The organism is Ensifer sp. D2-11, from assembly GCF_054161295.1.
In genome coordinates this window covers 2696853-2718939 of the sequence record NZ_CP096433.1, presented here as the reverse complement: position 1 = coordinate 2718939, position 22087 = coordinate 2696853, and the positions used below count along the sequence as shown (strand labels likewise).

General features: G+C 63.9%; 18 protein-coding genes, 1 tRNA gene and 1 riboswitch. Of the genes, 9 read left to right on the top strand and 10 right to left on the bottom strand.

Annotation, left to right across the window (positions count from 1 at the left end; genetic code table 11):
* The first annotated feature begins 64 nt into the window (after nucleotides 1-64).
* Both argF and M1D34_RS13085 read left to right on the top strand, forming a co-directional pair.
* A complete protein-coding gene (argF, locus tag M1D34_RS13090; RefSeq protein ID WP_003530170.1) occupies nucleotides 65-976 on the top strand; it encodes an ornithine carbamoyltransferase in 912 nt (303 codons plus the stop codon).
* A 366-nt stretch (nucleotides 977-1342) separates the two neighbouring features.
* Nucleotides 1343-2335 carry an Hsp33 family molecular chaperone gene (locus M1D34_RS13085; protein WP_498779365.1) on the top strand — a complete coding sequence of 331 codons (993 nt, stop codon included), beginning with the start codon at nucleotides 1343-1345 and terminating at the stop codon, nucleotides 2333-2335.
* 16 nt (nucleotides 2336-2351) lie between these two features.
* Here M1D34_RS13085 and apaG read toward each other — a convergent pair whose 3' ends face one another.
* A complete protein-coding gene (gene apaG, locus M1D34_RS13080; RefSeq protein WP_003530166.1) occupies nucleotides 2352-2744 on the bottom strand; it encodes a Co2+/Mg2+ efflux facilitator ApaG/CorD in 393 nt (130 codons plus the stop codon).
* Nucleotides 2745-2933: 189 nt separating this feature from the next.
* Here apaG and M1D34_RS13075 point away from each other — a divergent pair, with 189 nt between their 5' ends.
* Nucleotides 2934-3545: a CDP-alcohol phosphatidyltransferase family protein gene (locus tag M1D34_RS13075; RefSeq protein ID WP_498779363.1), complete on the top strand. Its 612-nt coding sequence runs from the start codon at nucleotides 2934-2936 to the stop codon at nucleotides 3543-3545.
* A 35-nt stretch (nucleotides 3546-3580) separates the two neighbouring features.
* On the opposite strand, the gene M1D34_RS13070 is transcribed toward M1D34_RS13075, so the two are convergent.
* Complete coding sequence (locus tag M1D34_RS13070; protein ID WP_003530162.1) at nucleotides 3581-4765, bottom strand: O-succinylhomoserine sulfhydrylase; 1185 nt, start codon at nucleotides 4763-4765, stop codon at nucleotides 3581-3583.
* 43 nt (nucleotides 4766-4808) lie between these two features.
* Nucleotides 4809-4887, bottom strand: a riboswitch (SAM riboswitch).
* Nucleotides 4888-4962: 75 nt separating this feature from the next.
* Between M1D34_RS13070 and M1D34_RS13065 the strand changes: the two genes are divergently transcribed.
* The 3 genes from M1D34_RS13065 to M1D34_RS13055 all read left to right on the top strand — a co-directional run bounded on the left by M1D34_RS13065 (nucleotide 4963) and on the right by M1D34_RS13055 (nucleotide 7047).
* On the top strand, nucleotides 4963-6060 hold the full coding sequence (locus M1D34_RS13065; RefSeq protein ID WP_003530160.1) for a 2'-deoxycytidine 5'-triphosphate deaminase: 1098 nt from the start codon (nucleotides 4963-4965) through the stop codon (nucleotides 6058-6060).
* A 49-nt stretch (nucleotides 6061-6109) separates the two neighbouring features.
* Nucleotides 6110-6184 (top strand) — tRNA-Gly (locus tag M1D34_RS13060).
* A 47-nt stretch (nucleotides 6185-6231) separates the two neighbouring features.
* Nucleotides 6232-7047, top strand: coding sequence for a transporter substrate-binding domain-containing protein (locus tag M1D34_RS13055; protein ID WP_498779360.1), 816 nt, complete (start codon nucleotides 6232-6234; stop codon nucleotides 7045-7047).
* A gap of 35 nt (nucleotides 7048-7082) precedes the next feature.
* Here M1D34_RS13055 and M1D34_RS13050 read toward each other — a convergent pair whose 3' ends face one another.
* The 4 genes from M1D34_RS13050 to M1D34_RS13035 form a co-directional block, all read right to left on the bottom strand.
* Nucleotides 7083-7895, bottom strand: a complete 813-nt coding sequence (locus M1D34_RS13050; protein ID WP_498779358.1) for a sterol desaturase family protein — start codon at nucleotides 7893-7895, stop codon at nucleotides 7083-7085.
* A 78-nt stretch (nucleotides 7896-7973) separates the two neighbouring features.
* A complete protein-coding gene (locus M1D34_RS13045; RefSeq protein ID WP_498779356.1) occupies nucleotides 7974-8384 on the bottom strand; it encodes a tellurite resistance TerB family protein in 411 nt (136 codons plus the stop codon).
* Nucleotides 8385-8496: 112 nt separating this feature from the next.
* The gene (locus M1D34_RS13040; RefSeq protein WP_003530152.1) at nucleotides 8497-9303 is read right to left on the bottom strand and encodes a thermonuclease family protein; all 807 of its coding nucleotides are present in this window, start codon (nucleotides 9301-9303) and stop codon (nucleotides 8497-8499) included.
* Nucleotides 9304-9312: 9 nt separating this feature from the next.
* On the bottom strand, nucleotides 9313-9969 hold the full coding sequence (locus M1D34_RS13035; protein WP_498779354.1) for a S24 family peptidase: 657 nt from the start codon (nucleotides 9967-9969) through the stop codon (nucleotides 9313-9315).
* Nucleotides 9970-10194: 225 nt separating this feature from the next.
* Between M1D34_RS13035 and M1D34_RS13030 the strand changes: the two genes are divergently transcribed.
* Nucleotides 10195-11280, top strand: a complete 1086-nt coding sequence (locus M1D34_RS13030; RefSeq protein ID WP_003530148.1) for a calcium:cation antiporter — start codon at nucleotides 10195-10197, stop codon at nucleotides 11278-11280.
* Nucleotides 11281-11402: 122 nt separating this feature from the next.
* Here the strand turns inward: M1D34_RS13030 and M1D34_RS13025 are convergent, their stop codons facing one another.
* Nucleotides 11403-11912, bottom strand: a complete 510-nt coding sequence (locus tag M1D34_RS13025; RefSeq protein ID WP_003530146.1) for a winged helix-turn-helix transcriptional regulator — start codon at nucleotides 11910-11912, stop codon at nucleotides 11403-11405.
* Between the two features lie 124 nt (nucleotides 11913-12036).
* On the opposite strand from M1D34_RS13025, the gene M1D34_RS13020 reads away from it, so the two are divergent.
* A complete protein-coding gene (locus M1D34_RS13020) occupies nucleotides 12037-12510 on the top strand; it encodes an SRPBCC family protein (protein WP_013843925.1) in 474 nt (157 codons plus the stop codon).
* Nucleotides 12511-12600: 90 nt separating this feature from the next.
* Here the strand turns inward: M1D34_RS13020 and M1D34_RS13015 are convergent, their stop codons facing one another.
* The 3 genes from M1D34_RS13015 to M1D34_RS13005 all read right to left on the bottom strand — a co-directional run bounded on the left by M1D34_RS13015 (nucleotide 12601) and on the right by M1D34_RS13005 (nucleotide 17947).
* Nucleotides 12601-14814 (bottom strand): 3-hydroxyacyl-CoA dehydrogenase NAD-binding domain-containing protein, encoded by a 2214-nt coding sequence (locus M1D34_RS13015; protein ID WP_153313167.1) that lies wholly within the window; start codon nucleotides 14812-14814, stop codon nucleotides 12601-12603.
* A 21-nt stretch (nucleotides 14815-14835) separates the two neighbouring features.
* Nucleotides 14836-16044 carry an acetyl-CoA C-acetyltransferase gene (locus M1D34_RS13010; RefSeq protein ID WP_003530141.1) on the bottom strand — a complete coding sequence of 403 codons (1209 nt, stop codon included), beginning with the start codon at nucleotides 16042-16044 and terminating at the stop codon, nucleotides 14836-14838.
* Nucleotides 16045-16150: 106 nt separating this feature from the next.
* Nucleotides 16151-17947, bottom strand: a complete 1797-nt coding sequence (locus tag M1D34_RS13005) for an acyl-CoA dehydrogenase C-terminal domain-containing protein (protein ID WP_498779350.1) — start codon at nucleotides 17945-17947, stop codon at nucleotides 16151-16153.
* 449 nt (nucleotides 17948-18396) lie between these two features.
* Between M1D34_RS13005 and M1D34_RS13000 the strand changes: the two genes are divergently transcribed.
* Nucleotides 18397-22059: a peptidoglycan-binding protein gene (locus M1D34_RS13000; protein ID WP_153313165.1), complete on the top strand. Its 3663-nt coding sequence runs from the start codon at nucleotides 18397-18399 to the stop codon at nucleotides 22057-22059.
* The last annotated feature ends 28 nt before the right edge of the window (nucleotides 22060-22087 follow it).

Here is a 22087-nt window from a genome sequence, read left to right as displayed (position 1 = left end):
GTTTCGGATCGAACCGGCCCGGGCGGGGTCGACAAACGGATTCTACGACAGGAAACAAGGCAGTATGACCAGACACTTCCTCGATCTCTCGGCCATGACGGCCACCGACCTCAGGACCATCATCGACGATGCCCGCGTCCGCAAGTCGGCGACCAAGGCAGGGACTGCCGAGAAGCCGCTTGCCGGCAAGATGCTCGCGATGATCTTCGAGAAGCCGTCCACCCGCACGCGTGTTTCCTTCGATGTCGGCATGCGCCAGCTCGGCGGCGAGACGCTGTTTCTGTCGGGTACCGAAATGCAGCTCGGCCGGGCGGAGACGATCGGCGATACGGCGAAGGTCCTGTCGCGCTACGTCGACGCGATCATGATCCGCACGACCGACCACCGCCGGCTTCTGGAGATGGCGGAGCATGCGACCGTGCCCGTCATCAATGGGCTCACCGACGATACGCACCCGTGCCAGATCATGGCCGATATCATGACCTTCGAGGAGCACCGGGGACCGGTCAAGGGCAAGACGATCGCCTGGACCGGCGACGGCAACAACGTGCTTCACTCGCTGATCGAAGGCTCGGCGCGCTTCGGCTACCGCATGAACATGGCCGTGCCGCTCGGCTCCGAACCGCATGACAAGTTCCTGAACTGGGCGCGCAACAACGGGGCCGAGGTCCTGCTCAGCCACGAGGCGGAGCAGGCGGTTGCCGGTGCCCATTGCGTCGTCACCGACACCTGGATCTCGATGAACCAGGAACATCGCGCCCGCGGTCACAACGTCTTCCAGCCCTACCAGGTCAACGGCGCGCTGATGAAGCATGCAGCGCCGGACGCGCTGTTCATGCATTGCCTGCCGGCGCACCGCGGCGAGGAAGTGACCGATGAGGTCATCGACGGCCCGCAGTCGGTGGTCTTCGACGAAGCCGAGAACCGGCTGCACGCGCAGAAATCGATCCTCGCCTGGTGCATGGGCGCGGTCTGACGGCTGGAGGCGGGCGCGAGGCGTTCTCTTGAAATCTGCACGGTGCAACACGATCTAGGGCGGTGAGCGGGGGCTCCGATCATCAAATCGGCCAGTCGCCCCACGCCGGCTATCACGTGCTTGGCGCCCAAGGGGTGCTTCGACGCAGAGCAAATGCCGGCGGAGAAATTCGTCCATGACGGGATCAAATGGAATGGCGGACGGTTGTACCGGTGCGCGCCGGTGCACTCGATGCAAACCGTATCGGACATGAAGAGGAAGCGAGCGGTTTCCGTCCGCATCCCGCATGCAGTTTTTGGAATGGGTCATGGCCACGTCCCGGATTGAATCGATCCGCGTGATCATGGTCGAGGCAAGGAGCAAGCGATGACAGAAACAGCGCCGGGACTTGGCGAGTTCGATTTTGCCGGTGACGATCAGGTTGTGCCCTTTCAGGTCGAGGGACTCGACGTGCGCGGCCGCGCCGTCCAGCTTGGCCCGATGCTCGATGCCATTCTTGAACGGCACAATTACCCGCTCCCTGTCGCGCGGCTCGTCGCCGAAACAGTGGTGCTGACGGTCCTGCTCGGCACGTCCCTGAAATTCGAAGGCAAGCTGATCGTGCAGACACAGGGCGATGGGCCGGTCGATCTCGTGGTCGCGGATTTCTCGACGCCGGACCGCGTCCGCGCCTATGCCCGCTATGATAAGGAGGCGCTCGCCGACGCCGAAAAGAGCGGGTGCGTCCAGCCTCACGAATTGTTGGGCAACGGCGTCCTCGCCTTCACGATCGACCAGGGTGCGCACACGCAGCGCTATCAGGGCATCGTCGCGCTTGACGGGGCGACGCTCGAGGAGATCGCCGGCGCCTATTTCCGCCAGTCGGAGCAGATACCGACCAGGGTGCGCCTCGCCGTTGCCGAGCTTCTCGACAAGGACGAGAACGGCAAGCCGCGGCACCGCTGGCGCGCCGGCGGCATGGTCGCGCAGTTCCTCCCCGACGCGCCGGACCGGATGCGCCAGGCGGATCTGCCGGGCGGCGATGGTGACGAGGGCGACGAGGATTTCTTCGACGAGGACGACCTCTGGGCGGAAGCCAAGGTGATGGTCGAGACGATCGACACCGATGAACTCACCGATCCGACGGTCGGTACCGAGCGATTGCTGTACCGTCTGTTCCATGAGCGCGGCGTGCGCGTCTATGAGCCGCAGGCGGTCTACGATCGATGCAGCTGCTCGCGCGAGAAGATCAGGGACGTCCTGGTGGGGCTCGGCAACGAGGATATCGAAGCCAGCGTCGAGGACGGCCTGATCAAAGTCACCTGCGAGTTCTGCTCGACGACCTACCGCTTCGAGGCGAGCGAGGTCCGTCCGCAATAGCGGCAGCCGCGCTGAATCAATTAAGCGTGCGGACGAGGCCCGGCGAATCGAGCGAGAAGGCGGGGATGGCGACATCGAAAGTCTCCCCGCCTTCCGCCTCCATGCTGTAATGGCCGAACATCACGCCGGAGGGTGTATCCAGCGGGCAGCCGGAGGAGTACTCGTAGGTATCGCCGGGATTGAGCAGCGGCTGCTCGCCGATCACGCCGGGGCCGCTCACCTCGTCCACCTGACCGTTCTCGTCGGTAATGTGCCAGTAGCGGGTCATCAGCCGGACCGCGAGTCCGGAATGGTTCGCTATGATGATGCGATAGCCCCAGACATAGCGGCTGTCGTCGGGATCCGACTGTTCTTCCAGGTAGTACGGCTCGACCGTCACTTCGATGTCGCGTGTCAGCGCGCGGTACATGTGCAACACCCTGTTTCAAATCCGTACGCGTATTCTACAGCAATATGGTTTCGTCAAGAATAACGGCGAGATTGTGCGAGTGGTATCAAATTCCCTGGAGCGGGATGAGGAAAGGTGTGCGCGGTTTTCGCCCGCATCCCGCTCCAACTTCTTGGAATCGATCACATCGTGATCTAGGAGGCAACGGCTATGCTTGACGGCGCGCTTCGCAGGCGGCTCGATCCGGTTCTGGACAGGCTCGGCGCCGCACTGGCCGGCCGCGGGGTCGGTGCCGATGCCGTCACGATCCTCGGCCTTTGCCTTGGCCTTGCGGCAGCCCTGCTCATCGGTCTCGGCGCTTATCTGCCTGCCGCCGCCCTGATCCTTGTGAGCCGGCTCTGCGACGGCCTTGACGGAGCCGTCGCCCGCGCGAGCCGGAAAACGGATTTCGGCGGCTTTCTCGACATCGTTCTCGATTTCACCTTTTACGGCGCCGTTCCACTTGGTTTCATCATCGCAGATCCGGCCGCAAACGGTCTTGCCGGCGGGTTTTTGCTCTTCGCCTTCTATGTCAACGGCGCGAGCTTCCTCGCCTATGCCGTGATGGCCGAGAAGCGCGCCCTGACGACCGCGGTGCGCGGTGCGAAGTCGCTCTACTTCACGACGGGGCTCGCAGAGGCGACGGAGACGATCGTCTTTTTTCTGCTCTCGTGCCTTTTCCCTGGGTGGTTCCCGTTATTCGCAACGGTCTTCGCGCTCGTCTGCCTCTATACCGCGCTGTCGCGGATCGTTCTCGCAAGACTGACTTTTCGGCAAGACTGACGAGCCCGCTGACGCGGGCTTCGTCATGGTGCCGGTCAGGCGTTTACGCCCTTCAGCGCCCTTGCGAAATCCTCGATGAGGTCTTCGCTGTCCTCGATACCGGCCGAGAAGCGCACCGTTCCGGCGGAGATGCCGAGTTCGGCGCGGGCTTCGTCGGTGAGGTTCTTGTGGGTGGTCGTCGCCGGATGGGTGATCAGACTCTTGGAATCGCCGAGATTGTTGGAGATCCGGATGATTTCAAGGGCGTTCTGCAGGGCGAAGGCTGCTTCCTTGCCACCCTTGAGCTCGAAGGCGACCAGCGTCGAGCCGCCGCTCATCTGCTTGGCAATGACGTCGGCCTGCGGGTGATCCTTGCGGCCCGGATAGATGACGCGGGCGACCTGCGGCTGCTCCGCGAGGAAATCGGCTACGCGGCGGGCGCTTTCGGTCTGCTGCTTGACGCGGAGCGGCAGGGTCTCGATGCCCTTCAGCAGCGTCCAGGCGTTGAAGGGCGACATGGCCGGGCCGGTGTGACGGAAATAGTCGTGCAGGTTCTCGTCTACCCACTGCTTGTCGGAGAGGACCACGCCGCCGAGGCAGCGGCCCTGGCCGTCGATATGCTTCGTCGCGGAATAGACGACGACATGGGCGCCAAGCTCCAGCGGCTTCTGGAACAGCGGCGTGGCGAAGACGTTGTCGACCACCACCTTGGCGCCGATCTGATCGGCGAGCCTGGCAACGCCGGCGATGTCGATCACTTCGAGCGTCGGGTTCGTCGGGCTCTCGAGGAAGAAGACCTTGGTGTTCGGGCGCACCGCGTCTTCCCAGTTCTTGAGATCGCGACCGTCCACCAGGGTGCACTCGACGCCGTATTTCGGCGCCAGCGTTTCCACGACCCAGCGGCAGGAGCCGAAGAGCGCCCGGGCGGCGACGATGTGGTCACCCGCCTTCACCTGGCAAAGGATTGCCGCAGAAACCGCCGCCATGCCGGAGGCGGTGGCGCGCGCGTCTTCCGCCCCTTCGAGCATGCACATGCGCTTCTCGAACATGTCGTTGGTCGGGCTGCCGTAGCGCGCATAGATGAAACCGTCGGTCTCGCCCTTGAAGCGGGCCTCCGCCGCTTCGGAGCTGTCGTAGACGAAGCCCTGCGTCAGGAAGATCGCTTCCGAGGTCTCGCCATACTGGGAGCGGAGCGTTCCGCCGTGGACGAGCTGGGTTGCCGGGCGCCAATTCTTGCTCATGAGAACGTCACTTTCAAAAACAAAAAAACCGGCCGCGAAACGACCGGTTTGACACCCGGCCTTTTTAGCTACTTGTTTAACGTGGCTGCAAGCCGACCGGCCAAATCACCACGGGATAAAGCTCCAATACTGCCTGGCCGCGCTTGCGTCAATTCCCGGAGTTTGGTTTTGTCTGGCAACTGTAAATGAGGATCGGAATGGGGCGCGACACAGGGATTTTGGCCGACCGCGCAATTGCAGCGCTGTATGCCTCGGGACGGCTGAAGAGCGAAAAGGTGCTGGATGATGACCAGATCCAGCCGGCCAGCCTCGATCTTCGCCTTGGATCCAAGGCGTTCCGCGTCCGGGCGAGCTTCATGCCCGGCCCGTCTCATCTGGTCGCCGACAAGCTCGACCGGCTCAAGCTGCATGTCGTCGATCTGAGCGAAGGCGCCGTGCTCGAGACCGGCTGCGTCTACATCGTGCCGCTGATGGAAAGCCTCTCGCTGCCGGCAGACATGTCGGCCTCCGCCAATCCGAAGAGCTCCACCGGCCGACTGGATATCTTCACGCGCGTGATTACCGACAGGGCGCAGGAGTTCGACAAGATTCCGGCGGGCTACAGCGGACCGCTCTATCTCGAAATCAGCCCGCGGACCTTTCCGATCGTAGTCAGGCGTGGTTCGCGCCTTTCGCAGATACGCTTCCGCATCGGCCACTCGGTTCTTTCCGAGCAGGAACTGCTGGCTCTGCACGAAAGCGACGTCCTCGTCGCCAGCGACCGGCCGAACGTTTCCGGCGGCGGCATCGCCCTTTCCATCGACCTCAAGGGCACCGGGCCGGACGGCCTGATCGGCTACCGCGGCAAGCATCACACATCGGTGGTCGATGTGGACAAGAAAGCCCAGCATGCCGTTTTCGACTTCTGGGAGCCGCTCTACAGCCGCGGCCGCGACGATCTCGTGCTCGATCCGGACGAGTTCTACATCCTCGTGTCCCGCGAAGCCGTCCATGTGCCGCCGCGCTATGCGGCCGAAATGACGCCCTTCGACCCGCTCGTGGGCGAGTTCCGCGTCCACTATGCCGGCTTCTTCGACCCCGGCTTCGGCCATGCGTCCGCCGGCGGCAGCGGCAGCCGGGCGGTGCTCGAGGTCCGCAGCCACGAAGTGCCGTTCATTCTGGAGCACGGGCAGATCGTCGGCCGTCTCGTCTACGAGCACATGCTGGAACGTCCGGAGGGACTTTACGGCCTCGATCTCGGCTCCAATTATCAGGCGCAGGGGCTCAAGCTCTCCAAGCATTTTCGCGCCGAGTGAGCATTGTGCTTGACAGATCGCGGCTGTTGAGGAAATTTCCGGTTCTGTCGCGGGTGTAGTTCAGTGGTAGAACGCCAGCTTCCCAAGCTTGATGTCGTCGGTTCGATCCCGATCACCCGCTCCAATTCCTCCTTTCATAGAGGCGCCATAGCGCTGCGGATTCTCTGGATATTGGTACTGTCGGCCGTTCTCGCCCCGGGGTTGGCTTTGGCGCAGCCGAAGGAACTGCCCCGGCTGTTCGATGCCCGCGAACGGATTGCCAAGCCGGACCTCAGCGGCCTTGCCAGGCTTCGTTTCCTGACGACCGTCGACTTCCCGCCCTTCAACTTCATCGACCAGTCGGGCAAGCTGTCGGGCTTCCATGTCGACCTCGCCCGCGAGATATGCCGTGAGCTGGAGATCGAAGCCAAGTGCCAGATCCAGGCAGTGACCTATCCGGAGCTCATGCCGGCCCTCGAGCAGGGGCAAGGGGAAGCGATTGCCGCCGGCATTGCCGTGACTTCGGAGCTGAGGCAGCGTTTCGCCTTTTCCCGCGCCTTCATGCAACTGCCCGCCCGCTTCGTCGTCAACACCAAGGCCGCCGGGGCGATCGCCGGTCCTGCCGATCTTGCCGGAAAGCCCGTCGGCGTCGTCTCCGGCACCACGCATGAGGCAATGCTGAAGGCATTTTTCCCGAAGCTCGAAGCCAAAGGCTTTCCGGACCGGGATGCATTGCTCTCCGCGCTTCGCGGGGGCACCGTCGCGGCCGCGTTCTCCGATGGCATGCAATTGTCCTTCTGGGTCTCCGGCAACCTCGCCGGGGGATGCTGCGCCATGTTGGAGGGCTCCTATTTTTCCCAGCGCTTCCTGGGCGAGGGACTGACGATCATGAACCGCAAGGCCGAGCCGGCCCTGACCCAGGCGATCGACCACGCTTTGCTGGCGCTCTCACGCAGCGGCAGGCTCGAGGAGATCTATCTTCGCTATTTCCCGGACGGGATTTATTGAGGCGGCTCCACTCGCGGCTATCCCGTCATTTCGCTCTACCCACGCCGGAACGGCAGCACGAGCGACCACAGGAGCTTTATCGGCTCGATGCGCCCGTAGGCTTTCAGCCCGGTCTCGATCCCGTCGTCGCCGCGCGATGGATGGGCGACGTAGGTCGAGAACAACCGATCCCAGACCGAAAGATTGAAGCCGTAGTTTGAATCGGTCTCCCGCTTTTCCACGGAATGGTGGATGCGGTGCATGTCGGGCGTGACGATGACGTGGCGCAACAGCCCGTCGGCGCCTTTCGGCAGACGCAGATTGGCGTGGTTGAACATCGCCCCGGCATTGAGCACGATTTCGAACAGGAGAACGGCGAGTGCGGGCGCGCCGAGCAGAATGATGACCGCGCTCTTCCAGATCATCGACAGCAGAATTTCGAGGGGATGAAAGCGAAGGGCTGTGGTGACGTCGACCCCGGGATCGGCATGGTGGACGCGGTGGATGCGCCACAGGACAGGTATCTTGTGAAACACGACGTGTTCGAGCCAGATGGCGAAGTCCAGCGCGATGAAGGCGATCAGGCCGGCAAGCGGCGGGGCGACGCCGAGAGCCGGGAGCACGCCGTAGCCGCGTCCCTGAGCCCAGACAGCAACGCCGGTGGCGGCAGCGGGAAAGGCGACGCGAAGCAGGAGGGAGGATAGGACGAGAATAGACAGGTTGGTGATCCAGCGGCGTGCCTTCAGAGCCCGCATCAGCTCCGGCCTCTCCAGCCGCGGATGAAAAAGTTCGAGCGCTGCCAGTGCGGCGAAGGCGGCGGCAAAGGCCGCGAGCCGCCAGACCGGTTCGGCGAGACCGAAATAGAGCATGCATCGATCCCCGTTGCATCAAACCCGGCCCAGCATATTGTTCCGTGCCGGGAACGGGCAAGGACCTGTTTCTGAAGCCTATTTGCGGAAGCGCGCGATGGCTCCGCGCTCGATTGCCGCGCAGGCGAGCTTGTCGAGGCCCAAACGGTCGCGCAGCAGCTGCAACAACCGGATTTCCTCGTTGCGGATACGCTGATCGGCGGCAGCGATCTCGACCGCAAGGGCATAGGCCGTCTCATAGAGCCGCTGCGGCAACGCCTCGCGAACCATTTCGAGCGCCACGTCGAGGCCCTCCGGTGCCGCAAGCTGGGCGGCGCATTCGCGGCCGATATGGATCAGGTGATCTTCGTCGAAACCGTTGAAGGCCGGGAGGAACCGCACGAGCACGCCCATGCGTGCAATCTCGTCGTCGGTCATGTTCCGGTCGACGGCGGACATCATGACCATGACGTGGACAAGGGCTTCGTGCTGGCTGAGACTTGTGGACATCCTGCCTCTCGATCCTTTCGTTGTTCTCATTGGAGCCGCGATACACGACGGGTGCATAACGGGTTCGGCGGACCTGCAATGGTGGGTGACAGTTAAGGACTTGCTCCAAGCCTTACAAGTCCGGCGCGGCGTCTTCCGGGGCGATGCTCGCAGCCGGATCGTCGAGCGCGAGAGGCGCTCGGGCAAGATCGCGCGGGTCGTCCCCGAAGAAACCGAGCCTGGCGCCCCGGGCGGCTTCGGCCTTCGGCTCGAGCGCCGTGCCCGGCAGCGGCGTCGCCCAGCCGTTGCCGACGAGCCATTCGGCCACGTCCTGGCCGCCGACGCTGCACCGCGCGTTCAAGGTTTGCGAGGAGCCATCCGCCCCATCGCAGACGAGCGCGCGCCCCCGCAGGAAGTTGCGGAACGCCGTACGCGCGACCATGCCGCAAGGCCAGCTCTTGCCGTTCGCTTCGCAGACCTTCTCCGCCTTTTCGGGTTCGATATCCTTGAGCTGCAGGGTCGTCTCGCCGGACCGGACAAGCCCGGCGGCAAGCGCAACCGGGCGCGGGAAGACGGCGGAAGCGGGTTTTTCCTTTTCCCCGGTCTTCGAAAGCGGCGGCCTCGGTGCGATCCGTTCCAGCGGTTTGGCGATGCCGTCCTCCGGCTGGGCAAAGAGGCCCGGCTCGACGGGCCTGACCGCCACGCGCGAGCCTTTGCCCGGCATGGTATCCGGTTCGGGGGCAGGGGGAGCGGCTTCGGTCTCGGCGGGAGGCTCCTCCGAAACCGGCTCGTCGATCGCTGCTTCCGGCGTTTCGAGCACGAACTCAGGCGCTGCGGCGCTGTCGCGGTTGCGGATGACCGCGGCCCCGGTCATCAGAATGCCGGCATAGAGGGCGAGGGCGGCAAGCCCGCCGGCGATGGTGAAGAGCCTCGGCCGCATCGAAGGATCCTATTGGCTGGCCCAGATGATCCGGGCGATCCATTCCACGTCGTTCATCTCGAAATTGCGGTTGGGGTGGTCGGGGTTGAGCGAAACGAGCTCGATGCCGCGGGGCGTCTGCCGGGCCAGCACCTTCGCCATCACCTCGCCCCCGCGCGTCTTGACCACGACGCGGTCGTTGCGGCGCACCTGCGCGCTCGGGTCGACGATCAGGACATCGCCGTCGCGATAAAGCGGCAGCATGCTGTCGCCCTGAACCTCCAGAGCGTAGGCACCGCCCAGCCGCCGCTCGGGCGTGGGGAATTCGATCGTGTCCCAGCCCTGGCCGACCGGAAAGCCGCCGTCGTCGAAAAAACCACCGGCGCCGGCCTGCGCGAAACCGATCAGCGGAATGCCCGGCGCTGCCGATGCTTCTTCCCTTTCGCTGCCGGCGGCATTGGGCTCCATCAGCGCCAGGAACTGATCGACGCTCACTCCCGTCGCATGCAATATCTTCGCGATCGACTCGGTGGAGGGCCACCGGTCGCGCCCGTCGGTGGACTGGCGCTTCGACTTGTTGAAGGAGGTGGGGTCCAGGCCGGCCCGCCGCGCAAGGCCCGACGGCGAAAGCCGGTGGCGCTCTGCCAATGCGTCGATCGCGCGCCAGATGCTGTCATGTGAGAGCATGTCGACCCATCTTCGGAAGGAGAGGCGAATGCGGGCTGCACAGCCAGCCGCTCCGCGTCTGCGAATACATTAGCCAAGCGCCTTGCGACCGTAAAGCACAGCGAGGAAAATAGTCCTTCCTATCCGGTCAAAGTACGGCATACGGCAGACGCAGCGGTCTTCAGGGGTGAACTCCTGCGCAGCTGTGCTAAATAAAACAGCTTCACTCCGGGCCAAGAGGCGTGCTTGCTTGCAAAACTGAGATCGGAACGGCATCTCGTTGCCGCTTTTCTCGCTGCTCTTGCCGGCGTCGCGGTCGAGCATCATCTGCTCGAGGCCGGTCGCGCCGCATCGCTCATCGGTGCCGCCCTGATGGTGGCGGCGATCGTGCTTGCTTCCATGCGGGTCGCCCATCATGCCGAGGTGCTTGCCGCAAAGGTGGGCGATCCCTACGGCACGATGATCCTGACGCTTTCGGCGGTGCTGGTCGAGGTCGTCATCCTCGCCATCATGATGACCGGCGAGACTTCGCCGACGCTGGTGCGCGATACGATCTATTCGGCAGTGATGCTTGATATCAACGGGATTCTGGGGCTTGCGGCGCTGCTCGGCGGCCTCAAACATGGCGAGCAGCCCTATAACGACGATTCCGCCCGCACTTACAGCGTCATGATCCTCACGGCCATGGGCATTTCCATGCTCGTTCCCGAATTCGTGCCGCAGTCGAAATGGCATTATTATTCCGCCTTCACCATCGGCGCGATGATCGTGCTCTATACGTTGTTCCTGCGCATGCAGGTTGGCGTGCACAGCTACTTCTTCAGTTACAGCTATCCGCGCGCCAAAGCGGGAACCGCGGCAAGCCGGCTGGAAGGCGAGCCGGTGCTTCCTTCCGTCGTCGTGCTCATCCTGGGCGTGGTGGTGATCGGCTTTCTGGCCGAAATCATGTCCGGGCTGCTGTCGGCCGGGATCAAGGGTACGGCGGCGCCGCCGGCCCTGGCCGCGATCGTCGTCGCGGCGATCTCCGCTTCGCCCGAGGTCATGACGGCAATGCGCGCCGCGCTCGCCAACCGCATGCAGGCAGTGGTGAACATCGCGCTCGGCGCTTCGCTTTCGACCGTGATTCTGACCGTACCCGTCATGGAGGCGATTGCCCTTTATACGGGCCAGCCCTTCATCATGGCCATGTCGCCCGTGCAGACGGTGATGGTTGCGGTGACGCTCATCGCCGCCGCGATCAATCTCAATGACGGCCAGACCAATGCCATCGAAGGCATGACGCATTTCGTGCTCTTCGCGACCTTCATCATGCTGTCCGCCCTCGGACTTTAGATCACGGTCATGTTTTTAGGTCTGGTCGACCTAAAAACATGACCGTGATCGATTCCAAGACGTTGAGACGCGGGATGCGGGCGGAAAACCGCGCACACTTTTCCTCATTCCCGCTCTAATGCTCAGGCCGGCTGCTCTTCCATCGCCTTGCGCGCCACCACGCGGTCATAGGCGGCTTGCAGCGTTTGCCGCACGGACGGGCCTTCCGGCAGGGGATCGCCGAGGTGTTCGGCACGCAATTCCCGCATGAAACGCTCCCAGAGCTCGGGGCCGCCCTCCTCCATCAGTTGCGCGCGAATGCTGAGTTCCTCGGTGACCGGCAGGTAGCGCCGGCCCCAGGCGCCGAGATGGGCCATGATCGGCACCAGCGCGATCGCCATTTCCGTCAGGCTGTAGATCGCCTTCTGCTTGTGGCTCGGATCGTCCGCTTTCGTCAGCATGCCGATCTCGACAAGTGTTTTCAGCCGGTCTGCGAGGATGTTGGTGGAAATCCCTTCCTGCGAGCGCAAGAGCTCGCGGAAGTGGCGTTTGCCGCCGAAAATCATGTCGCGAATGATCAGGAGGCTCCATTTGTCGCCGAACACTTCGAGCGAGAGATTGATCGGGCAACCCGAGCGATGGTCATCGGTCATTCTGGTCTCTGAAATACGGGAGCGGAGCATCCGCTCTAAAACTGCTTGCATTATTGCATCGGTGGAGCTAATCTGCAACTGCTTTCATTTAGCAACCAGTTGCACTGACAAGGAGGAGAAGATCATGACCAAAGCTTCTGTCGAACATGCGGACTTCACCATTGAACGCGTTTTCAATTCACCCCCGGAACAGGTCTTCGAGGCCTTTGCCGACCCTGCCGCGCACGACCGCTGGTTCGTCAAGGCCGACAACTGGCCCGTCGCCGAATATAGCCACGACTTCCGCATCGGCGGCCGGGAAAGCGGCCGGTTCAGCCAGGACGGGAAGACTTTCTATTTCAACGAAACGGTCTATCTCGACATCGTCGAGAACCGGCGGATCGTCTCGGCCTATACCATGGCGAAGGACGAGCAGCGGCTTTCCGCGTCGATCGCGACCGTCGACCTCATACCGGAAGGCACCGGCACACGCGTCGTCTTCACGGAGCAGGGGGCGTTCCTGGATGGGCTCGACAAGGTGGAATATCGCCGCGAGGGATGGGAGCAACTGATCGGATTTCTGGCGGCCGAGCTCGGTGAGAAGGCTGAACCGGCCTGAAACATTGAACAGGTTCCTCTTCCGGTCATTCGCGGCTGCCGAGAATGACCGGAAGAGGCAATGTTTGCGGCGTGCGGCTGGCCTGGCGGCTTATGCCGCCTTCTGCCCCGCGCCATACGGGTCGAAGCGCCCGTAGAAGGTTTCGCCCTTTTCCGCCATCTCCTTCAATAGCGGCGTCGGCCGGAAGTGGTCGCCATGGTCCGCGGCGAGCTTTTCGCAAAGCTCGACGAATGCTTTCGCACCCATGCCGTCGATGTAGGAGAGCGTGCCGCCGGTGTAGGGCGCAAAGCCGAAGCCGAGGATCGAGCCGACATCGGCTTCGCGCGGGTCGGTGACGATGCCCTCCTCGATCGTACGCGCGGCTTCGAGTGCGATCGTCACGAGCAGGCGCTGCTTGAGCACACCGACCTCGATCTCGCCGGCATCCTTCTGCGGGTAGAGCTCCTTCAGGCCCGGCCAGAGATATTTCCTGGCCGGCTTTGCCGGATACTCGTAGAAACCCTTGCCGTTCTTGCGGCCGCGCCGGTCGAGTTCGTCGACCATCTTGTCGATCAGCGCCATGTGCCTGGGATCGACGGCCTTGTCGCCGAGATCGGCAACGGCCGCCTTCAGGATCTTCTGGCTGAGGTCGATCGCCACCTCGTCGTTGAGCGACAGCGGTCCGACCGGCATGCCGGCCATCTTGGCGGCGTTCTCGATCATCGCCGGCGGTACGCCCTCGATCAGCATGTCATAGGCTTCGTGGATATAGCGGAAGACGCAGCGATTGACATAGAAGCCGCGCGTGTCGTTGACGACGATCGGCGTCTTCCTGATCGCCGCGACATAGTCGAGCGCGGCCGCGAGCGCACGGTCTCCGGTCTCCTTGCCGAGGATCACCTCGGTTAGCATCATTTTCTCGACCGGCGAGAAGAAATGAATGCCGATGAACCGGTCCGGGCGTTTGGAATTCCTGGCGAGGCCGGTGATCGGCAGCGTCGAGGTGTTGGACGCGAAGATCGCGTCCTCGGCGATCACCGCTTCGACCTTCTCGATCACGTCCTTCTTGACCTGCCGGTCCTCGAAGACCGCCTCGATGACGAGGCCGGCATCCCTGAGATCGCCATAGTCCGCCGAAGGTGTGATGCGCGAAAGCAGCGCTTCGCCATCCTCCTTGGTCAAGCGTCCCTTACCGATCGCGTCCTTGACCAGGCCTTCCGAATGCGTCTTGCCCTTTTCGGCAGCTTCCATGTCGCGGTCGATGAGGGTGACGGGGATGCCGCCTGCCGCGGTTACATAGGCGATCGAGGCGCCCATGAAACCGGCGCCGACGACGCCGACTTTCTTGAGCTCGGTCTTCGGTACACCGGCCGGCCGGCGCGCGCCCTTACCGAGTTCCTGCATCGAGACGAACAGCGACCGGATCATCGAGAAGGCTTCGGTCGTCTGCAGGATTTCGGTGAAATAGCGCTGCTCGATCTTCAAAGCCGTATCGAAGGGAACCTGCAGCCCCTCATAGACGCATTTCAGGATCGCGATCGCGCCGGGGTAATTGCCGTAGGTCTCGCGGCGCAGGATGCCGGAGGCGGCCGGCCAGAGCTGCGCGGAGGCGGGCGTCCAGATGCCGCCGCCCGGCAGCTTGAAGCCCTTCTCGTCCCAGGGCTGAACCGGCTTCAGGCCGTTCTTGATCATCGCCCTGGCAGCCTCGATCAGCTTGTCCGGATCGACCACCTCGTGGACGAGCCCCATGGCCTTTGCCCGCGCCGGCGTGAGCGAGGAGCCGGTCGTCATCATCTGCAGCGCGTCCTGCGTATTGGTCAGCCGCGGAACGCGCTGGGTGCCGCCGGCGCCCGGGAAGATGCCGACCTTGACCTCGGGAAGCGCGATCTTCACCGATTTCGCATTGGAGGCGACACGGCCGTGGCAGGCGAGCGACATCTCGAAGGCGCCGCCCATGCAGGTGCCGTTGATGGCCGACACCCAGGGCTTGCCCGAGGTTTCGAGCTTGCGGAAGAGACCCGTCATCCGGCCCACGAGGTCGAAAAGTTTCCGGGCCGCGTTGTCCGGGTCCTTCTTCTTTTCCTCGGCCTGGAAGGTGAACATCGACTTGATCATCGAAAGGTCGGCACCCCCGGAGAAGGAGGATTTGCCGGAGGTGATGACCACGCCCTTGACGGCAGGATCTGCGGTCGTCTGATCGATAATGGCGTCGAGTTCCTTCATCACCTCTTCGGTGAAGACGTTCATCGACTTGTCGGGCATGTCCCAGGTGACCAGCGCAATGCCGTCGGCGTCGGTTTCGATCTTGAAGTTCGTGTAAGACATATTCTCTCTCCCGGGATCGGATCAGACGCGTTCGATGATCGTGGCGGTGCCCATGCCGGCGCCGATGCAGAGCGTCACCAGCGCCGTGTTGAGGTCGCGGCGCTCCAGCTCGTCGAGCACGGTGCCGAGGATCATCGCCCCGGTCGCGCCGAGCGGATGGCCCATGGCGATCGCGCCGCCATTGACGTTGATCTTATCGTGCGGGATGTCGAAAGCCTGGCAGTAGCGCAGCACGACGGCCGCGAAGGCCTCATTGAGCTCGAACAGGTCGATGTCGGAGAGCTTCATGTCGGCCCGCTTCAGGAGCTTCTCGGTGACGTCGACCGGCCCGGTCAGCATCAGGGCCGGGTCGGAGCCGATATTGGCGAAGGCGCGGATGCGGGCGCGGGGTTTGAGCCCCATGGCTTCGCCGCCGGCCTTGGAGCCGATGAGCACGGCAGCGGCGCCATCGACGATGCCGGAGGAATTGCCGGCGTGGTGGACATAGTTTATGCGCTCGATCTCCGGATGCGCCTGGATGCCGACGGCCTCGAAGCCGCCCATCTCGCCGGGCATCTGGAAGGAAGGGTTGAGCGAGGCCAGTGCCTGCATGTCGGTGCCGGGGCGCATATGCTCGTCGCGGTCGAGAATGACCAGGCCGTTCTGGTCCTTGACCGGGACGACCGAGTTCTTGAAATAGCCCTTCTCCCAGGCATTGGCGGCGCGCTTCTGGCTTTCCACCGCATAGGCGTCGACGTCGTCGCGCGAGAAACCGTATTTCGTGGCGATCAGGTCGGCCGAAACGCCCTGCGGCATGAAATAGGCGGGCAGGTTGACCGAGGGGTCCATGAACCAGGCGCCGCCCGACATGCCCAGGCCGACGCGGGACATCGACTCGACGCCGCCGGCGATCACGATGTCGTCCGCTCCTTGGGCGATCTTCGCGGCGCCGAAATTGACCGCGTCGAGGCCGGAGGCGCAGAAGCGGGAGATCTGCATGCCGGGCGCACGCGTCGAATAGCCGGCCTCGAAGGCTGCAGCTTTCGGGATGACCGCACCCGCATCCATGACCGGGTCGACGCAACCCATGATGACGTCGTCGACCGTCGAAGTGTCGAGCCCGTTGCGATCGCGCACGGCCTCGAGCACCTTGGCGGCGAGCCGCACGGAGGGCACCTCGTGCAGCGCGCCGTCCTTCTTGCCACGGCCGCGCGGCGTGCGCACGTGGTCGTAAACGAAGACTTTCGTCATCTCTTGATCTCCCTTTCGGCGGCGTTTCCTCGGGCCGCGCATTATCAATCGGAGCGGGATTCGGGCGGAAGCCGCTTCTCGCTTTCGATCCGGCTCCAGTCTGAAATCAGAACGCGGCCGCGTCCAGCGCCATCATCGTGTCGGCGCCGGTTTCGATACGGATCTTGCGCAACTCCGTTTCAGGCAGGATGCGCTCCATGAAGAACCTCGCCGTGATCAGCTTGTTCTTGAGATAGTCCGCGCGTTGCGTTTCGCCAGCGGCAAGCTTCTCCTCCGCCGTCTTCGCCATCCGCGCCCACATATAGCCGAGGACGACGAGGCCGAAGAGATGCATATAGTCGGTAGAGCCGGCTCCGGCATTGTCGGGCTTGGCCATGGCATTCTGCATGAACCACATCGTCGCGGCCTGCAGGTCGTTCAGCCCTTTCTTCAAGGCCTTGGTGTAGCCCGAGAGCTTTTCGTCGCCGCGGTTCTCCTCGCAGAAGTCGCCGATCTCCTTGAACAGAGCCATGACGGCGCGGCCGCCGTTCATCGCGAGCTTGCGGCCGACAAGGTCGAGCGCCTGGATGCCGTTGGCACCCTCGTAGATCATGGCGATGCGGGCGTCGCGCACATACTGGCTCATACCGTGCTCTTCGATATAGCCGTGGCCGCCGAAGACCTGCTGCGCCATCACCGCATGATCGAAGCCCTTGTCCGTCAGCACGCCCTTGAGGATCGGCGTCATCAGACTGAGGATGTCGTCCGCCGTCTGGCGCTCCTCTTCGCTGTCTGAACGATGGGCGATGTCCGACTTCAGCGCCGTCCAGAGCGTGAAGGCGCGGCCGCCTTCGTTGAAGGCCCTGATCGTCATCAGCGTGCGGCGGATGTCCGGATGGACGATGATCGGATCGGCCTTCTTGTCCGGCGCCTTGGGGCCGGAGAGGGAGCGGCCCTGGATGCGTTCGCGCGCGTAGCTCGCAGCATTCTGATAGGCGACTTCGGCGATCGAAAGCCCCTGCATGCCGACGGCAAGCCTGGCCTCGTTCATCATCACGAACATGGCGCTGAGGCCCTTGTTCTCCGTGCCGATCAGGTAGCCGGTCGCCTCGTCATAATTCATGACGCAGGTCGCGTTGCCGTGGATGCCCATCTTGTGTTCGATCGCGCCGCAGGAAACGCCGTTGCGTTCGCCCGGCTCGCCGCTGGCGTCGAGCTTGAATTTCGGCACGATGAAGAGCGAGATGCCCTTTACACCATCAGGCGCGCCCTCGATGCGGGCCAGCACCAGGTGGACGACATTCTCCGCCATGTCGTGCTCGCCGGCGGAGATGAAGATCTTCTGGCCGGAGATCCTGTAGGAGCCGTCGCCGTTCGGAGCGGCCTTGGTGCGCAGCAGGCCCAGGTCGGTGCCGCAATGGGGCTCCGTGAGGTTCATCGTGCCGGTCCAGGTGCCGTCGACCATTTTGGGCAGATAGGCCCGCTTCTGTTCCTCGGAACCATGCACCAGGATCGCCGCGATCGCCCCCTGCGTCAGGCCCGGATACATCATAAGCGACATGTTGGCCGCGGACATGAATTCGCCGACGGCGGTGTGGAGCGTGTAGGGCAGGCCCTGGCCGCCGAATTCTTCCGGGGCGGCAAGGCCAAGCCAGCCGCCTTCGCGATAAAGGTCGTAGGCTTCCTTGAAGCCCTTGGGTACGGTGACGGAGCCGTCCTCGTGACGCTTGCAGCCCTCCTGGTCGCCGGAAAGATTGATCGGGAAGAGGACCTCGTCTGCGAGCTTTGCGGCCTCGCCGAGGATCGCGGCCGTCATGTCCGGCGTCACATCAGCAAAGCCGGGGAGATTGTGGTAGCGCTCGATGCCGAGCACGTCGTTGAGGATGAACAGGGTGTCGTCGACCGGAGCCTTGTAGATGGGCATGCTTTTCCTCGCCTTGATGTCCTTTCGGGCCGCGCCGCACGGCAGACCCGCTTCCCACTGTGTCGAGCGCGCACCCGTGGCGGTGTGCGACTTGAACGGATGCTATCGAATTTTGACGTTTGCGTAAACGTCAAAATTCCCGCGGAGCGAAAGTTTCGCTCCTGCCTCCCGCCGCCCCAAGTGACCATCGGGCAGGAGATGGCGGCGGACCGGGCGACAATAAATCGTTAAAAATCGGATCGGTTAACGGCTTATTTACCACGTTTAATGAATTGTGCGCTTTGAGATGGTCAAAGCTGCAACCGGTCCCGTCTTTGCATTGTTGCGGCTTTGCCCACATCGGCGGTGCCGCCGAAGTTGGGGCGATAGCCGGGGAAGCCCGGGCTCCTTCGGCGGCTTCGGTGACGGTCGAATTTATAGGGCCAAAGCGACACAGGGGCGAAGAGGCAATGAACGGATCGCGATCCACTTCTCAGCGCATGGGCAGCCCGTCCTATGGCGACCGGCCGTCGCTCGATGCCCTGAACCGCACCATCGAAGGGCTCGAAGCGCGCATCGAGGGGCTCATGAGCAGCGTCAGCCGCGAGACGCGGCAGCCCGAGCGGCCGCGTCCGGCCCCGAGCGAAGCGGTCTCCGAGATCATCGACCGCCAGCGGGCGCTCAATGCGGCGCGCGAGCGGTCGCCGCTGCGCGAACGCGCTGCGCCGAGCGAATCCGACCGCCTCGCTCCGACCCGCCTCGCGGCAGAGGCACGCTACCAGCCTCCTCAGGCAGCAGCCGCGCCATCGGGACGCTCTTCGGCTGCAGCGGATATCGCCGAGGCGCTGGTCGGTCTGAGGCATGAGCTGAAGCGCGACCTCGATGACGGCCTCTCCCGCGAGATGCATGCGCTGCGGTCGGAAATCCGGGGCATAAAGGCCGAAGCCGCCCAGGACCGCCGTTTCGCCGAGGACGTGCGGCACGATATCGAGCGGCTTTCGGCCGGCATCAAGGAACTTGGCCGGCAGGCTTCGCCCGCCGAGGCCGATGCGCTCAGGATCGAATTCGATGACCTGAGGTCAATGCTCGAAGGCCTCGCTCGCGAAGACAGCATGCGCCGCATGGAAAACCGCTGGACCGGCGTCGAGGACCGGCTGAACGCCTTCGACCAGAACCGCGACGATGAGCTGGTCGCGCTCGCCTACCGGCTCGACGAGATCAAGGCGCAGATCAATTCCCTGGACAGGGGCGCCGGAGTCGAGGTCCTCGAGAGCAAGCTTGTCGCGGTCGCCCAGGCGATCGAGATGCTCGGACGCCAGATCCAGCCGGACGAGAGGCGCCTGGCCCCGCAATTCGCCGATCTCGACAGGCGGCTCGATGAGATCAGCCGGGCGATCGCCGCCGGCAGCCGTAATGTGGCCGGCACCGACGGTTCATTCGTTGATCGTCTGGAGAACAGGCTCGGCGATCTGTCCCGGCAGATCGACACCCTCTCCAATCCCGTCGATTCCGGCCTCGGCGCGCGGATCGAGGCGCTGGCAGCTCGCGTAGAGGACCTTGCCGGCGAGAAGGCGGCGGCCCGATTGGAAGAGCGCCTGGACCAGCTTTCCGCGGTGCTGGAGCACAATCGGCCAGGCGCGGAGCCGGATCTTACAGATCGTCTTGCCGACATTTCCCGGAAGATCGAAGCCCTCTCGGGCGACAGCATCACCGATGCATTGGCTGAGCGCCTCGACGATCTCGCCCGCCGTATCGATGGGCTTGCGGGCAATGTCGAGCCCTCGGCGGACACGCGCTTCGATCGCCTCGAGGATCGCTTGGCAGGTATCGCCCAGCGCCTGGAGGAGACGCATGCCGCGCCCTTCGACGACCGGCAGGCGCTGCGCAATCTCGAAGCTCAGATCGGAAATCTCTCGACGCTGATCAGCCAGTCCCACGGTGAGACGGCAGGCGTGCCCGCGGAATTCGAGAGCCGCATGAATACGCTGGAAGACTATCTCGCGACCAGCGACGAGTATATTATCGAGGCTGCCCGGCAGGCCGCGGAAGCGGTGATGGAGGCATATTCCAGAAACACCGCACCGCAGATGGCGGCGAGTACCGACATGGCGGCCATCTCGGCGCTCGCCGAGGATCTGCGTACATTGGAGGAACTCAGCCGTTCGAGCGACGAACGGACCGCGCGCACCTTCGAGGCGCTGCATGAAACGCTCGTCCATATCGCCGAGAAACTGGAGCGGCTGGAAGAGCGGGAGCCTCCGGCTTCTCATGCTCCGATGCCCAAGGCTGCGCCCCTCGAAGCCGCGGGCACTTTGACGAAGGCGGAACGCGACGAGGACGTGGAACGCGCGGCACACGCGCTCGCGGCCGAAAGCGAAACCTCCATCCACGCACCGGTGGCGGCCGCGGCTGAGGCGAATGATGCCGCCGAAGTCGCAATGGTCGAAGACGGCGAGATCAAGGTGGAGGCCCGTGCGGCGAAGACGGGCCTGCTTGCCGGTCTGACCCGGCGCTTCGCGCCGAAGCAGAACGAGGGAATGCCGATCCAGGCGCGGCAGATGGTCGAGCCCGCCCCCTCGATCGACCCCTCCGAAATGCTCGCTCCCGAGGATGCCAATCAGCTCCTCGAGCCCGGCTCCGGCGTGCCGGACGTCAAGAAGATCCTCGAGCGCGTCCGTGCCGGTCAGATTGCCCGTGGCGCGCAGGAGGCGAACGAGGGCGAAAAGGCGGACTTCATCGCTGCCGCGCGGCGCGCGGCGCAGCTGGCCGTCGAGGAATCCGATACGCTCAACCGCGTCAAGGAAAGCAAGGCGCCATCCGCCGTCGGCGGCGCGCTCGCCCGCCACCGCCGTCCGATCCTGATTGCGGTCGGCGCCGTGCTGCTCGCGATCATGTCCTATCCGCTCGTCAGCACGGTGCTGAAAGGCAAGGAGGCCCCGAGCGCTCCGCCGGTTGCAGCGATCGAGCGCAGGGCAGAGGTTGCGGAGCCGAAGGCCGCCGTCGACCGCGTCGTCCAAACGGCAGCTACCGCGAAGATTGGGGAAGAGCCTAGGGCTCCTGCCGGTGCGGAGAAGACGGATGCGCCGGCGATAGCGGCAAAACAACCGCCAACGCAGCCAGCCGCCGCCGAGGCCGGCAAGATTGACGAGGCCATTGGTGGCGTTGGCGACGGCCAGGCGGCCTTGATGCGGCCGGCGGAGGCGCAAACGCCTGGACCCATCTCGACCTTGCAGCCGTCTTCAGAAAGTTCAGCCGCTGAGCCGGCCAAGATGAGCGAGATCGTTCTGCCGGAGGGCTTCGGACCGCCCGCGCTCGTAACCGCGGCCAAGGGCGGCGACCCTCTCGCCTTCTACGAAATAGGCGCCCGCTTCACGGAAGGGCGGGGTGTCGGGGAAGATCGGGCGGAAGCCGTCAAATGGTATCAGCGCGCCGCCGACGCCGGCGTGGTACCGGCCGAGTACCGGCTCGCCAACCTTTATGAGAAGGGCGCGGGCGTTCAGCGCGACGCAGCAAAGGCCAAGGCGCTCTATCTCAAGGCGGCTGCGGCCGGCAACGCCAGTGCGATCCATAATCTCGCCGTCATGCTCGCCGGCGGCCGGGACGGCGCGCCGGATCTCGCCGAAGCGGCCAAATGGTTCGAGAAAGCCGCCAATCTCGGCGTTCGCGACAGCCAGTTCAACCTCGCCGTCCTCTATGCGCGGGGCGACGGTCTGGCCCGAAATCTGGAAGATTCCTACAGATGGTTTGCTATCGCGGCCCGCGACGGTGACAAGGATGCGGCAGAAAAGCGCGACGAGATCGCCAAGGCGCTGAAGCCCGAGGAGCTTTCGAGTGCCAAGGCAAAAGTCGACGCCTGGAAGGCTCAGCCTCTCGACGCCGAGGCGAACACGGTGGAGGTTCCGGATGCCTGGGTCGGTCCACCGACCAAGACGGCCACCGTCGATATGACCAGAGCCGTTCGCAACATCCAGGCGATCCTCAACAATAACGGCTTCGATGCCGGCAAGCCGGACGGCCAGGTAGGCCAGAAGACGACTGCCGCCATCAAGGCCTTTCAGAAATCGGTCGGCCAGGAGCCGACCGGTGAGATCACCGATGGGCTGGTCCGGGAGCTTTTGAAGCGGAACAGCTGAACCGTTTCAGCGGTTCCGCGCATGTCGT